The 13,154-nt window shown below is 70.7% G+C and carries 11 protein-coding genes; 10 read left to right on the top strand and 1 reads right to left on the bottom strand.

From position 1 onward, the window contains the following. Window positions 1-3 precede the first annotated feature (3 nt). Together AB0K00_RS20265 and dapB are read left to right on the top strand one after the other, a co-directional pair. Window positions 4-1,317 (top strand): pitrilysin family protein, encoded by a 1,314-nt coding sequence (locus AB0K00_RS20265; RefSeq protein ID WP_363522817.1) that lies wholly within the window; start codon window positions 4-6, stop codon window positions 1,315-1,317. 10 nt (window positions 1,318-1,327) lie between these two features. Then, window positions 1,328-2,074 carry a 4-hydroxy-tetrahydrodipicolinate reductase gene (dapB, locus tag AB0K00_RS20260; RefSeq protein ID WP_363522815.1) on the top strand — a complete coding sequence of 249 codons (747 nt, stop codon included), beginning with the start codon at window positions 1,328-1,330 and terminating at the stop codon, window positions 2,072-2,074. 83 nt (window positions 2,075-2,157) lie between these two features. Here dapB and AB0K00_RS20255 read toward each other — a convergent pair whose 3' ends face one another. Beyond that, window positions 2,158-2,763 carry a GNAT family N-acetyltransferase gene (locus tag AB0K00_RS20255; RefSeq protein ID WP_363522814.1) on the bottom strand — a complete coding sequence of 202 codons (606 nt, stop codon included), beginning with the start codon at window positions 2,761-2,763 and terminating at the stop codon, window positions 2,158-2,160. Window positions 2,764-2,919: 156 nt separating this feature from the next. Between AB0K00_RS20255 and AB0K00_RS20250 the strand changes: the two genes are divergently transcribed. The 8 genes from AB0K00_RS20250 to AB0K00_RS20215 all read left to right on the top strand — a co-directional run bounded on the left by AB0K00_RS20250 (window position 2,920) and on the right by AB0K00_RS20215 (window position 12,626). After that, window positions 2,920-4,260, top strand: coding sequence for a glycosyltransferase family 87 protein (locus AB0K00_RS20250; protein ID WP_363522812.1), 1,341 nt, complete (start codon window positions 2,920-2,922; stop codon window positions 4,258-4,260). Window positions 4,261-4,335: 75 nt separating this feature from the next. Further along, window positions 4,336-5,550 carry a crosslink repair DNA glycosylase YcaQ family protein gene (locus AB0K00_RS20245; RefSeq protein ID WP_363522811.1) on the top strand — a complete coding sequence of 405 codons (1,215 nt, stop codon included), beginning with the start codon at window positions 4,336-4,338 and terminating at the stop codon, window positions 5,548-5,550. 48 nt (window positions 5,551-5,598) lie between these two features. Then, window positions 5,599-6,168: a DUF2752 domain-containing protein gene (locus tag AB0K00_RS20240; RefSeq protein ID WP_363522809.1), complete on the top strand. Its 570-nt coding sequence runs from the start codon at window positions 5,599-5,601 to the stop codon at window positions 6,166-6,168. A gap of 9 nt (window positions 6,169-6,177) precedes the next feature. Beyond that, window positions 6,178-6,915 (top strand): FAD-dependent thymidylate synthase, encoded by a 738-nt coding sequence (gene thyX, locus AB0K00_RS20235; RefSeq protein WP_363522807.1) that lies wholly within the window; start codon window positions 6,178-6,180, stop codon window positions 6,913-6,915. A gap of 36 nt (window positions 6,916-6,951) precedes the next feature. Next, window positions 6,952-7,905: a 4-hydroxy-tetrahydrodipicolinate synthase gene (gene dapA / locus AB0K00_RS20230; RefSeq protein WP_363522805.1), complete on the top strand. Its 954-nt coding sequence runs from the start codon at window positions 6,952-6,954 to the stop codon at window positions 7,903-7,905. After that, window positions 7,902-9,590 carry a ribonuclease J gene (locus tag AB0K00_RS20225; RefSeq protein WP_363522803.1) on the top strand — a complete coding sequence of 563 codons (1,689 nt, stop codon included), beginning with the start codon at window positions 7,902-7,904 and terminating at the stop codon, window positions 9,588-9,590. The genes dapA and AB0K00_RS20225 overlap by 4 nt, the downstream gene beginning before the upstream one ends. Before the next feature lie 4 nt (window positions 9,591-9,594). After that, window positions 9,595-10,008 carry a DUF2784 domain-containing protein gene (locus tag AB0K00_RS20220; RefSeq protein ID WP_363522802.1) on the top strand — a complete coding sequence of 138 codons (414 nt, stop codon included), beginning with the start codon at window positions 9,595-9,597 and terminating at the stop codon, window positions 10,006-10,008. Between the two features lie 242 nt (window positions 10,009-10,250). Next, on the top strand, window positions 10,251-12,626 hold the full coding sequence (locus tag AB0K00_RS20215) for a DNA translocase FtsK (RefSeq protein ID WP_363523122.1): 2,376 nt from the start codon (window positions 10,251-10,253) through the stop codon (window positions 12,624-12,626). Window positions 12,627-13,154: the final 528 nt, after the last annotated feature.

The raw sequence follows: 13,154 nt of genomic DNA, 5'->3' as shown, positions 1-13,154 counted from the left end.
GACATGGCGAGTCGAGCGCTGACCCAGACGTTGGCAGAGGACCCGCTGGGTGGCACGGTGCGTCGCACCGTGCTGCCCAACGGGCTGCGCATCCTGACCGAGGCGATACCGGCGATGCGCAGCGTGTCGTTCGGCGTCTGGGTCGGCATCGGCTCACGGGATGAGACCCCGGCGCTGTCCGGGGTCTCCCACTTCCTCGAGCACCTGCTGTTCAAGGGCACCAAGCGGCGCACCGCGCTGGAGATCTCCTCCCAGATCGAAGCGGTCGGCGGGGAGACCAACGCGTTCACCGCGAAGGAGTACACGTGCTACTACGCACGGGTCCTCGACGCCGACCTGCCGCTTGCCATCGACGTGGTGTGCGACCTGGTCATCGACTCGGTGCTGACCGATGCGGACGTCGAGACCGAGCGTGGCGTGATCCTCGAGGAGATCGCGATGCACGACGACGAGCCCGGCGACGAGGTGCACGACGTCTTCACCGAGGCGATCTTCGGTAACCACCCGCTCGGCCGGCAGATCTCCGGCACCGTGGCGAGCATCTCCGCGCTGACCCGCAGGCAGATCGACGGGTTCTACCGCAGGCGGTACCTGCCCTCGCAGATGGTGATCGCGGCGGCCGGCAACCTCGACCACGCGAAGGTGGTCAAGGCGGTCCGGGCGGCGTTCGACGGGCTGACCGTGGAGTCGGCCCCCGCGCCGCGCCGCTCCCGCACCACGAGGGTGCCCGCCCGATCCGGCCAGATCGTGGTCCGCAACAAGGACACCGAACAGGCGCATGTGGTGCTCGGTTGCGTGGGGTACCCCCGGCAGCACGACAACCGCTTCGCGCTCGGTGCCCTCAACAACGTCCTGGGCGGCGGCATGTCGAGCCGGCTGTTCCAGCAGATCCGCGAGCAGCGCGGGCTGGCCTACTCGGTCTACTCGTTCACGTCGCAGTACAGCGACGCCGGGCTCTTCGGCGTCTACGCCGGCTGCGCGCCCGGCAAGGTCGAGGAGGTCCTCGCCATCACCCGGGACGAGCTGGCCAGGGTCGCGGCGGAGGGCGTCACCGACGCCGAGGTCGAGCGCGGCAAGGGCATGCTCAAGGGCGCCGTCGTGCTGGGCCTGGAGGACACCGGGTCCCGGATGAGCCGGCTCGGCAAGGGTGAACTCCTGTATGACGAGCTGCTGTCCGTCGACGAGGTGCTGCGCCGGGTCGACCTCGTCACGCCCGAGATGGTCCGTCAGGTGGCGGGGGAGCTGCTGTCCCGCCCGATGTCCCTCGCGGTGATCGGCGAGTTCGACGACAACGCCTTCGCGGGAGCTTTGGGATAAATTATCCCGCGTGAACTCTCCTTCAGAGCCGATCAAGGTCGGTGTGATCGGTGCCCGTGGCCGCATGGGCACCGAGGCGTGTCAGGCCGTCTCGGCCAGCGCTGACCTGTCCCTGGTCGCGTCGCTCGACATCGGTGACCAGCTGTCCACGGTTGCCTCCGTCTACGTCGACTTCACCACGCCGGACGTGGTGATGGACAACCTGCGCTGGTGCGTCGATCACGGCGTGCACGCGGTCGTGGGCACGTCCGGCTTCACCACGGCGCGGCTGGACGAGGTGCGGTCGTGGCTTTCGGACAAGCCGGACGTCGGTGTGGTCATCGCGCCCAACTTTGCGGTCGGCGCCGTGCTGATGATGGAGTTCGCGGCCCGCGCGGCGCGCTTCTTCGAGTCGGTCGAGGTGGTTGAGATGCACCACCCGCAGAAGATCGACGCCCCCAGCGGCACGGCGCTGCGCACCGCCCAGCTCATCGCCGCGGCGCGTGCCGACGCGGGCCTCGGCCCGGTGCCGGACGCGACCGCGGAATCGATGGCGGGCGCGCGCGGCACCGACGTCGAGGGCGTCCCCGTGCACTCGCTGCGGGCCCGCGGGCTCGTCGCGCACCAGGAGGTCCTCTTCGGCGCGGCGGGGGAGACGCTCACCATCCGGCACGACTCGTTCGACCGGAAGTCGTTCATGCCGGGTGTGCTGCTCGCCATCCGGGCGGTCGTTTCGCGGCCGGGACTGACGGTAGGGCTCGGTCCGCTGCTCGGCTAGCGATCACGTTGTGTAACCGTTTCGCGTTTGTCTGACGTTTCCATATGCTGGGATCCTAAGGCCCCAATTCGGGCGCAACAGGGTCACATCGCGGTAACGACAGGGGCCTCTTCGGTCTCGAGTGACACATGCCACCGGATCTGCGGGACGAGCAGATCATCAACGTCGAGTGACCGGCTGACCCCGTCCGGAGCCCAGCCGGAACTCTCCAGAAATCGACGCGTAACACCGTCTTCAACGAACGTCCAGGCAAGAGCTGTCGTGAATCCGTCAGTACGCCATAAATCGACACTAGCCGCCAGCAATCGGCTTCCATGGCCGCGACGTCCCCAGCGGGGCTCGACCAGGACATCGGTGATCGCCGCGGCGTTCGCCAGGACGGTGTGATCTTCGTCCGGAGCGAGCGCGGTGTCGTCTGCTGGACCTGACGCGGCAAAACCCACGACGTATGCTGAGGTCGGTCCGGAGCTGGATTCCTGTTGCTCCACTGCGACCAGGACCCGGTGTCCAGGGGTCGGGGGATCCGCGATTGCGTCCCGCCACCTGCGGGTAATCCAGTCTTCGTCCAGTTGGTCGAGGATGTGTTGGGGCAGCAGTCGCCGATAGGCGGCACGCCAGGTCGTGAGTTGGATGCGCGTGATCTCGACGACGTCGTCGAGTCGCGCCGGTCGGACGAAGCCGAGCGTCATGACGCAGCAGCCTACGGATTTTGTGTGAAGAGCCACGTGGCGGGGTAGCGCCGACTCGTCACAGTTGGACCCGAGCAACCGTTGAGACAGGCAGCAGGTTAGCCAGCAGCGAGCGAGTGGAGGGCAGCACAAGTGGCGGAGCGAGGACGAGTCGCCGTGTTGACGGCCGTCCGGCGGCCCAAGCTTCGGCCCGGGGTCAAGCAGGTGCTCATCGTGGCGGCCGTCTGGGCCGTCGTGTGGGCCTTCTTGGCGGTGGCCGCTGCGAGAAACGGGTATTTCGACCTCAAGGTCTACTACGGCGCCATGGACTACTGGGTGAACAAGGGTGGCGACATCTACGACTACCTGGTCCCCGGCACGCCCTATGGCTTCACCTATCCACCGTTCGCCGCCGCGCTGATGTCGCCGATGGCGCTCATCGGCTGGCACGCCGCGATCGCGATCAGCGTGACGATGAACGTCGTCGCGATCGGTTTCATCATCACCTGGCTCATCGGTCCGATCATCAAGCGCCAGGGCTGGCAGTTCTGGTTCTCCCTCGGCATCGCGTTCGGACTCGTCGCGGCCTTCGAGCCGGTGCGCGAGACCGTCAACTTCGGCCAGGTCAACATCCTGCTGCTGTTCATGGTCGTCGGCGACCTGCTGCTGCTGGTCCGCGGAGGCTCGCGCCTCGGCGGCATCGGCATCGGCCTGGCCACCGCGATCAAGCTCACGCCGGGCGTGTTCATCCTGTACCTGGTGGTGACGCGCCGCTGGCGCGCCGCCGCGGTCTCCACGGCCACCGCGGCCGCCGCGACGTGGGCGGCGGCGACCTTCGCGCCGGACGCCTCGCGGGTCTTCTGGACCGACGCGATGTGGAACACCGACCGCGTCGGCTCCGCCACGTTCGTGTCCAACCAGGCGCTCAGCGGCCTCGTCGCCCGCCTGTTCAACCCGGACCCGATGAAGCCGCTGTGGCTGCTGCTCGTGCTCGGCGCGCTCGCGGTCTGGGCGTGGCGGGTCCGCAAGGCGGTCAAGGCCGGCGACGAGCTCGCCGGGCTGGCGCTGACCGGCCTCGTCGGCTGCATGGTCAGCCCGATCAGCTGGATCCACCACCTGGTGTGGGTGCTGCCGTCGATCGCGGTCCTGCTGGACCACGCGACCGACCGGAGCAACGACGCACGCCGCAGGCGCCACCTCATGATCTTCGGGGTGTTCTCGTATCTGCTGCTGTGCAGCCGCACACCCTGGGCGTTCCACCAGAAGTTCGACGGTCTCGGCCTGCTCGGCGGCAACGCCTACGTGCTGCTGATGATCGCCCTGCTGATCACGCTGCCGATCCGGGAGCCCGCCGACGCGACCTCCGGGCCGCCGCGCAAGGCCAACCCGGCCACCTCGACCGGACCGGTCGTCGAGGACGTCCCCGACCTCGTCGAGATCGACCGGCGCGTCAGCGCCGCGTTCGACGCGAAGGACGCCGGTGGCGTGGAGCCGGCCCGCCCCCTCGTGGGCGCATAGCTCCAACGACGCGCGGACGGCGGCCCCTGCGGGCCGCCGTCCGTTTTTGTCATACCCGGCGGTTAGCCTCGCGGGGTGCTGACTCTCACCCAGGCACGGCGGATCGCTCTCGCCGCTCAGGGCTTCGCCGACCGCACCCCGACCGGCGTCCCCGAGCGGCGCCACCTGAAGCGGGTCCTCGGCCGCACGGGTCTGCTGCAGATCGACTCGGTCAACGTCGTCCAGCGCGCGCACTACCTGCCCGCTTACAGCCGCCTCGGGCCCTATCCGACCGAGCTGCTCGACCGGCTGGCCTATCGCCGCCCCCGTGAGCTGTTCGAATACTGGGCTCACGAGGCGTCCCTCGTCCCGGTGCACCTGCACCCGGCGCTGCGCTGGCGGATGCAGTCCGGCTCCGCCTGGGGCCGGATGGTCCGCATGGCCCGCGAGCAGCCCGACCTGATCCGCTGGGTCCTCGACGAGATCCGCGACAAGGGCCCGATCACCGCCAACGAGGTCGAGGGTGACCTCGCCCGCCCCCGCAGCAAGGACCACTGGGGGTGGAACTGGTCGGACACGAAGACCGCGATCGAGTGGCTCTTCTACACCGGCGAGGTCAGCGTCGCCAGCCGCAACTCCTCCTTCGCCCGGGTCTATGACGTGCCCGAGCGCATCCTCCCGGCGGCCGTCCTCGCCGCGCCCACCCCCGAGCCCGCCGACGCCTACCGTGACCTCGTCCGCGTCGCGGCCAGGTCCCTCGGCATCGCCGCCGAGCCCGAGCTGCGCGACTACTTCCGCCTGCCGCTCGCCGGCGCCCGCACCGCGATCGCCGAGCTGGTCGAGGCCGGCGAGCTCATCCCCACCGAGGTCGAGGGCTGGCAGCCCCGTGCCTATCTGCACCACGAGGCGCCCAACCCGCGCCGCATCGGCGCCGCGACCCTGGTCAGCCCCTTCGACCCGCTGATGTGGGAGCGGGCCCGCGTGGCCCGGCTGTTCGGCTTCACCTACCGCATCGAGATCTACGTCCCGCCGCTGCAACGGCTCTATGGCTACTACGTGCTGCCGTTCCTGCTCGGCGACCGGCTCGTCGCCCGGGTCGACCTGAAGGCCGACCGCCGCTCCGGCACGCTGCTGGTGCCGGCCGCCTGGGTCGAGCCGCTGACCGGGCGCGGCGCCCCTTCGCGCGGTGAGGTGGCCGCGGCGCTGTCGGTCGAGCTGCGCAGGTTCGCGGGGTGGCTGGGGCTGGAGCGGGTCGACCTGCCGGTCGCGGGCGACTTCGCCGTCGACCTGGCCAAGGCGATGACCAACTGACCTGTCGGCCGTGCCGGCCGGTGGCCCGGCCGGTGTAGCGTAAATGGCGTGACGTCACCCCTTCAGGCCACGCCCGCCAGTGACGGGCTGGCGGCGCATCTGCTGGCCGAGCAGCCTGCCTCAGGCGGTCATGAGCTGCCGGTGCAGGGCGGCTACCAGTACACCTACGTGGCGCCGCCGAAAGGGCGGTTCGCCAGGCTGGTGGAAAGGACGCCCAGGTGGGTGGCGCCGCTCGGGCTGACGGCGCTGCTGTCCGGCGGCGTGGCCTACACGCTGCTGATGCGGCCGACCTCGGCCGGCGCGACCGACGTGCCGACGTGCGTGATGAAGCTCTTCACCGGCTTCGACTGCCCGGGGTGCGGCGGCACGCGGGCGGCCTGGTATCTGCTGCACGGCGACGTGCCGGCGGCGGCGCACCACCACGCGATGCTGGTGTTCGCCGTGCCGTTCCTGGCCTACTGGTATGTGAGCTGGACCGTCAACCGGCTCGCCAACCGTAAGGTGCTGCCGATCCTGCGGGTGTCCAACGGTGCGCTGATCGGCTTCCTGGTCGCGTGGCTCGTGTTCTCCGTCGCACGGAATCTGCCCTGGGCGCCGTTCGATTGGCTGTTCGTCTAGGCTTTTTGCATGCTCTCCGCCAAAGCGATCGCCTGGACGCATTTCGAACCGCCCACGGACGTGCCGTGGGAGACGGATGCGGACGGCGGTCAGGCCCTGGCAGAGTTCGCCGGGCGGGCGTGCTACCAGTCGTGGAAGAAGCCCAACCCGGCGACCGCCACCAACGAGGGCTACCTGCGGCACATCCTCGAGGTCGGGCACCTGTCGGTCCTGGAGCACGGGACCGTGACGTTCTACCTGACCGGCGTGTCGCGCTCGTTCACGCATGAGCTGGTCCGGCACCGGCACTTCTCGTATTCGCAGCTGTCGCAGCGGTATGTGCCCGGTCGCGAGGCGCAGATGGTCGAGCCGGACGTGATCGCCGAGGACCCCGAGCTGCACAAGGTGTTCGTGGAGGCCTCGGAGGCGGCGCTGCGGGCCTACAACGAGCTCCTGGAGGGCCTGGAGGCCAAGTTCAGCGAGGTCGAGAACGGCACCAGCCGGCGCAAGCAGGCCCGGCAGGCGGCGCGGGCGGTGCTGCCCAACGCGGCCGAGACCAGGATCGTCGTGACCGGCAACTACCGGGCGTGGCGGCACTTCGTGACCATGCGGGCGACCGAGGCCGCCGACGTGGAGATCCGTGAGGTGGCGATCGCCTGTCTCAAGGAGCTGCAGCGCGTCGCGCCCAACGTATTCGCCGATTTCACCATCAGCACGCTCGCTGACGGCAGCGAGGTCGCCGCTGCCCAGTACAGCTGGGAATCTTGAGCTGAGCGACCGGAAGGCGTCCGCTAGGTTGTGCGTATGACACGCACCGGTTCCGTCCCCGGCCGGCCGTTCGGCCGGCTGCTCAGTGCGATGGTGACGCCATTTCGCGCTGACGGTTCGCTCGACGTCGACGGTGCGGCGCGGCTGGCCGCTCACCTGGTCGACGACCAGGCGCACGACGGCCTGGTGGTCAACGGCACTACCGGCGAGTCGGCGACGACCAGCGACGCCGAGAAGGACCAGGTGCTGCGGGCCGTCATCGAGGCCGTCGGCGACCGGGCCACGGTGATCGCCGGCGTCGGCACCAACGACACGCACCACACGATCGAGCTGGCGCGCGCCGCGGAGAAGGCGGGCGCCGACGGGCTGCTCGTCGTCACGCCGTATTACAACAAGCCCCCGCAGGCCGGCATCCTGCAGCACTTCCGGTCGATCGCGGACGCCTCCGCCCTGCCGGTGATGGTCTACGACATCCCCGGGCGCACCGGCGTGGCGATCGAGACCGACACCATGTGCCGGATCGGCGAACACGAGCGGATCGTCGCGGTCAAGGACGCCAAGGGCGACCTCGGCGAGAGCGCCTGGGTGATCAAGCGGACCGACCTGGCGTATTACTCGGGTGAAGACAAGCTGACCCTGCCGCTGCTGTCGGTCGGTGCCGTCGGGGTGGTCGGCGTGCCGACGCACGTCTTCGGCCCGGAGACCAAGCGGATGATTCTGGCGCACGAGGAGGGCGACGTCGCCCGTGCCCGTGCGCTCCACCTGCAACTGCTCCCCGCGTTCTGCGGATTCTTCCGCACGCAGGGGGTCATCCTCACCAAAGCCGCCCTGACCCTGCTGGGCCTTCCCGCCGGGCCGGTGCGCCCGCCGCTGGTGTCGGCCAACGCGGCGGAGCTGGGCCGGTTGCGGGAGGATTGCGCTGAGGCGGGCCGCACGATCGGCACCGCGGACCAGATGGCTCATCACAACGACCTCGGAGTGGCCCTATGACGGTGGCACACATCGAGCTCGAACCACCGCCGCCACTCATTCCAGGCGCCCTGCGGGTCACCCCGCTGGGCGGTCTGGGCGCCATCGGGCGCAACATGACGGTGTTCGAGCACGACGGCAAGCTGCTCATCATCGACTGCGGGGTGCTCTTCCCCGACGTCGAGCAGCCTGGCGTCGACCTGATCCTGCCCGACTTCTCGTCGATCCTCGACCGGCTCGACCGGGTTCAGGCGATCGTGCTCACTCACGGCCACGAGGACCACATCGGTGCCGTGCCGTATCTGCTCGCCCACAAACCCGACATCCCGCTCGTCGGGTCCAAGTTCACCCTGGCGCTGGTCGAGGCGAAGCTCGCGGAGCGGCGCATCGAGCCCTACACGCTGACCGTACGCGAGGGACAGGTCGAACGACTCGGCCCCTTCGAGTGCGAGTTCTTCGCGGTGAACCACTCGATCCCCGACGCGCTTGCCGTGGCGGTCACCACCAGCGCCGGCACGGTGCTGCACACCGGCGACTTCAAGATGGACCAGTTGCCGCTGGACGGGCGCATCACCGACCTCGCCGGGTTCGCCCGGATCGGTGCCAAGGGCGTCGACCTGCTGCTGTCGGACTCGACCAACGCGGAGATCCCCGGGTTCGTCACCCCCGAGCGGGAGATCGGCCCCGTCCTGGAGCGGACCTTCGGCCGGGCCAAGGGTCGGATCATCGTCGCGTCGTTCGCGTCGCACGTGCACCGGGTCCAGCAGGTGTTCGACGCCGCGCACGTGCACGAGCGGAAGGTCGCGCTGATCGGCCGTTCGATGGTGCGCAACATGGGCATCGCCCGCGACCTGGGGCTGCTGAGGATCCCGGCCGGCCTGCTCGTGCCGATCGACGAGGCGATGGGGCTGGCCGAGGACCGGGTCGTGCTGATGTCGACCGGGTCGCAGGGCGAGCCGATGAGCGCCCTGGGCCGGATGGCCAACGGCGACCACCGGCACGTCCAGATCGGCGAGGGCGACACGATCGTGCTCGCCTCCTCGCTCGTGCCGGGCAACGAGACCGCGGTGTACCGCGTGATCAACCAGCTGTCCCGGGCCGGTGCGCTCGTGGTGCACAAGGACGTTGCCAAGGTCCACGTGTCCGGGCACGCACCCGCCGGTGAGCTGCTCTACCTGCTCAACGTGGTCAAGCCGCGCAACTTCATGCCGGTGCACGGTGAATGGCGGCACCTGCGGGCGCACGCGCAGCTGGCCCGTGACGCCGGTGTCCCCGACGACCGGGTCGTGCTCTGCGAGGACGGCGACGTCGTCGACCTCGTGGACGGCAAGGCGTCGCTGGTCGGGCACATCCGCTCCCGCTACGTCTACGTCGACGGCCTCGCCATCGGCGACGTGGGGGAGTCGCTGCTCACCGAACGCCGCATACTGGGTGACGGCGGATTCATCGCGGCGACGGTGGTCATCGACTCGGTGACCGGCAAGGTCGTCGCCGGCCCGACGGTGTCGGCGAAGGGCTTCTCCGACGACCCGGCGGTGTTCGCCGCGGTGTTGCCGCTGGTCACGGACGCGCTCAACAAGGCCGCGACCGAGGGCATCACCGACCCGCATCAGTTGCAGCAGATTGTCAGACGCACCATCGGGCGCTGGGTCAACGAGGCATACCGGCGCCGCCCGATGATCGTGCCGACGGTGGTGGAGGTTTAGCAGGATGTATGAAGTGCTGGCGTCCACCGTGCTCGTCCTGCACTTCTGCTTCCTTGCCTACGTGGTGCTGGGCGGGTTCCTCGCCTGGCGATGGCCCAGGGCGTTGTGGTCGCATCTCGCGGCCGCCGCCTGGGGTCTCGCCGTGGTGAGCATCCCGCTCACCTGCCCGTTGACGCTGGTCGAGCACTGGGCCCGGCGCAGGGCCGGCGAGTCCGGCGTCGGGCGGGGCTTCATCGACCAGTACATCGAAGGCGTCCTCTACCCGGAGCGCTACACCCACCTGTTGCAGGTCCTCGTCGGTGTTCTGGTGGCGGTCTCCTACGCCGGTATCTACCTGCGCCGGCGGAAGCGCCGGGACACGACTCCGGACACGAGACCCGGGTCCGAAGAAATGTCGGAGCCTACCGCTACGGTGTGACCATGGCGGGCCGCACCTCTCAGGCCGGCCGCGGTAGCGGCACCCCTGGCGCCCGCGGCAGATCGAGCACGCCTGCCAAGCGGGCGACTCCGGCTCCAACTCCGGCGGCGTCCGCCAGGAAGGCGACGCCGACCAAGCGCGCCGCTCCAACTCGTCGCACCACCCCGGTCCGCCGCACCGCGGCATCCCGCCGGCGCGGCGGCGCGGTCGTCGCCACCCCGCTGGGGCTGCTCGGCCGGGGCATGATCGCGCTCTGGATGGGCGTCGCGCACGGCGTCGGCTGGGTCGCCCGCGCCGTGGGCCGGCAGGCGGCCAACGCGCGCGAGCTGGACCCCGAGCACCGCCGCGACGGCGCCGGCCTGGGCCTCATCGGCCTCGCCGTGCTGCTCACCGCGGCGCTGTGGTTCCAGTCCGCCGGGCCCGTCGGGCACTGGCTCGCCGGGATCTGCCACACGTTCATCGGCAGCGCATCCTCGGTGCTGCCGGTGCTGCTGCTCCTCGGCGGGATCCGCATCATGCGCTCCGACCCCGAGGAAGACCACCGCGGCCGGGGGCTGGTCGGCTGGACCGCGCTGTTCCTCGGCGGCACCGGCCTCATGCACCTCGCCGCCGGCGGCCCCGACAAGCCCGACCTCATGGACAAGGCCGGCGGCCTGCTCGGCCGGGCCAGCGGCGGCCTGCTGGAGAAGGCCGTGACCTCGTGGGTCGCGGTCCCGCTGCTGCTCCTGCTCGGCGGGTTCGGCCTGCTCGTCGTCACCGCCACCCCGATCAGCCGCATCCCGCACCGCTGGCGGCAGCTGCGTGACCTGGCCCTCGGCCGAGTCGAGGACCCGACCCTCGACGTCGACGAGGAGTTCGAGGAGCTCTATGACGAGCCGGAGCCGCGGCCGGCCCGCCGGACACCCGCCCGCCGCCGGCAGGCGACGGCGCTGCCGCACCCGCTCGACGACCCGGACGGGCCGCTCGACGACTATGACGCCGCCGCGCCCGACCTCGGTGACGAGGGGCCGGTCGTCCACGACACGGTCGTGCTGCAGCGCACGCCCGCCGTCGGGTCGCGGAAGAAGGCGAAGGAGCGGGAGAAGGACCCGCCGGAGCACTCGCCGCTGCCGACCCGCGCGGAGCAGCTCGCGCTCACCGACGCCGACTACAAGCTGCCGCCGCCCGACCTGCTCGGCACCGGCGACGCGCCGCGCGGCCGCACCCGCGCCAACGACGAGGTGACGGCGGCGCTGCAGGGCGTGTTCGAGCAGTTCGGCGTCGACGCGCTCGTCACCGGCTTCACCCGCGGCCCGACCGTGACCCGCTATGAGGTCGAGGTCGGCCACGGCGTCAAGGTCGAGCGGATCACGGCGCTGTCGCGCAACATCGCCTATGCGGTGAAGTCGCCCGACGTGCGGATCCAGAGCCCCATCCCCGGCAAGAGCGCCGTCGGCGTCGAGATCCCCAACCCCGACCGGGAGAATGTCGCGCTCGGCGACGTGCTGCGCTCGCGGGTCGCGGCCAGCGACCACCACCCGCTCATCGTGGCGCTCGGCAAGGACATCGAGGGTGGCTACGTGGTGGCCAACCTGGCGAAGATGCCGCACATCCTGATCGCCGGCGCGACCGGCGCGGGCAAGTCGAGCTGCCTCAACACGCTGCTCGTGTCGCTGCTGACCCGCGCCACGCCCGACGAGGTGCGGCTGCTGCTGGTCGACCCGAAGCGGGTCGAGCTGACCAGCTATGAGGGCATCCCGCACCTGGTCACGCCGATCGTCACCAACCCGAAGAAGGCCGCCGACGCCCTCGACTGGGTCGTGCGCGAGATGGACATGCGCTACGACGACCTGGCCGCCGCCGGCGTCCGGCACATCGACGACTACAACCGCAAGGTCCGCGCCGGGCAGATCACCGCGCCGCCGGGCAGCGAGCGGGTGATCCGGCCGTATCCGTATCTGCTGGTCGTCGTCGACGAGCTCGCCGACCTGATGATGGTCGCCCCGCGGGACGTCGAGGACTCGGTGGTGCGCATCACGCAGCTGGCCCGCGCCGCCGGCATCCACCTGGTGCTCGCCACCCAGCGCCCCAGCGTCGACGTGGTCACCGGCCTGATCAAGGCAAACGTGCCGTCGCGGCTGGCGTTCGCGACGTCCAGCCTCGCCGACTCGCGGGTCATCCTCGACCAGCCCGGCGCGGAGAAGCTGATCGGCCGCGGCGACGCGCTCTTCCTGCCGATGGGCGCGTCGAAGCCCGTCCGCATCCAGGGCGCCTGGGTCAGCGAGACCGAGATCGCCGACATCGTCAAGTTCTGCAAGGACCAGCGCGAGCCGGAGTTCCGCGAGGGCGTCACCACCAAGCCCGAGGAAGCCAAGAAGAAGGTCGACGAGGAGATCGGCGACGACCTCGAGCTGCTGCTCCAGGCAGTCGAGCTGGTCGTCACCAGCCAGTTCGGCTCGACCAGCATGCTGCAGCGCAAGCTGCGGGTCGGGTTCGCCAAGGCCGGCCGGCTCATGGACCTGATGGAGACCCGGGGGATCGTCGGCCCGTCCGAGGGGTCGAAGGCCCGCGACGTGCTCATCAAGCCCGACGAACTGCCCGAGGTCCTCAGCGCCCTGAAGGCCACCGAGGACGACTAACACCGCCAGCCACCGCACCACGCCACGGCATTCCGGGCGTGCCGGGGCTGTGCTGCGGTGGGCCGCGTCGGGCCGCACCACGTCGGGCCGTGCCGGGCCGTGCCGTGCCGGGTCGCGTCGGGGCCGTGCCGGGTCGGGCCGTGCCGGGCCATGGCGGGGGTGCTGCGCCGAACTGCACCGACCCGTGCCGTGCTGGGCCGTGCCGGGCCGTGCTGTGCCGGGCGGGCTGTGCCGGGCGGGCTGTGCCGGGCGGGCTGTGCCGGGCGGGCTGTGCCGGGCGGGCTGTGCCGGGCGGGTTGTGCCGGGCTGTGCTGTGCCGGGCGGGCTGTGCCGGGCGGGCTGTGCCGAGCAGGGCGGGCTGTGCCGGGCCGCGCCGAGCCAGGCCGCGCTGCGGTGGGCTGCGACGGGCTGTGCCGCGTCGGCCCGCGTCGGAGGCATAGTGGTCTGAGCGCAGTGGGCTGGGGTGGTCTGTGCCGTGCCGCGCCCCACCGGGCTATGCCGGGCCGCGCCGCGCCGGGCCGGGCTGCG

The sequence above is a fragment of the Dactylosporangium sp. NPDC049525 genome (assembly GCF_040676755.1).
GTDB lineage: Bacteria > Actinomycetota > Actinomycetes > Mycobacteriales > Micromonosporaceae > Dactylosporangium.
The sequence above is the reverse complement of the archived record's forward strand: the minus strand, read 5'-3'. Positions and strand labels throughout refer to the sequence as shown.

Coding starts and splice junctions, on each gene's coding strand:
- AB0K00_RS20265 (WP_363522817.1), top strand. CDS start 4: ATGGCGAGTCGAGCGCTGACCCAGACGTTGGCAGAGGACCCGCTGGGT.
- AB0K00_RS20255 (WP_363522814.1), bottom strand. CDS start 2,763: ATGACGCTCGGCTTCGTCCGACCGGCGCGACTCGACGACGTCGTCGAG.
- thyX (WP_363522807.1), top strand. CDS start 6,178: ATGCTCTCCGCCAAAGCGATCGCCTGGACGCATTTCGAACCGCCCACG.
- dapA (WP_363522805.1), top strand. CDS start 6,952: ATGACACGCACCGGTTCCGTCCCCGGCCGGCCGTTCGGCCGGCTGCTC.
- AB0K00_RS20225 (WP_363522803.1), top strand. CDS start 7,902: ATGACGGTGGCACACATCGAGCTCGAACCACCGCCGCCACTCATTCCA.
- AB0K00_RS20220 (WP_363522802.1), top strand. CDS start 9,595: ATGTATGAAGTGCTGGCGTCCACCGTGCTCGTCCTGCACTTCTGCTTC.
- AB0K00_RS20215 (WP_363523122.1), top strand. CDS start 10,251: ATGATCGCGCTCTGGATGGGCGTCGCGCACGGCGTCGGCTGGGTCGCC.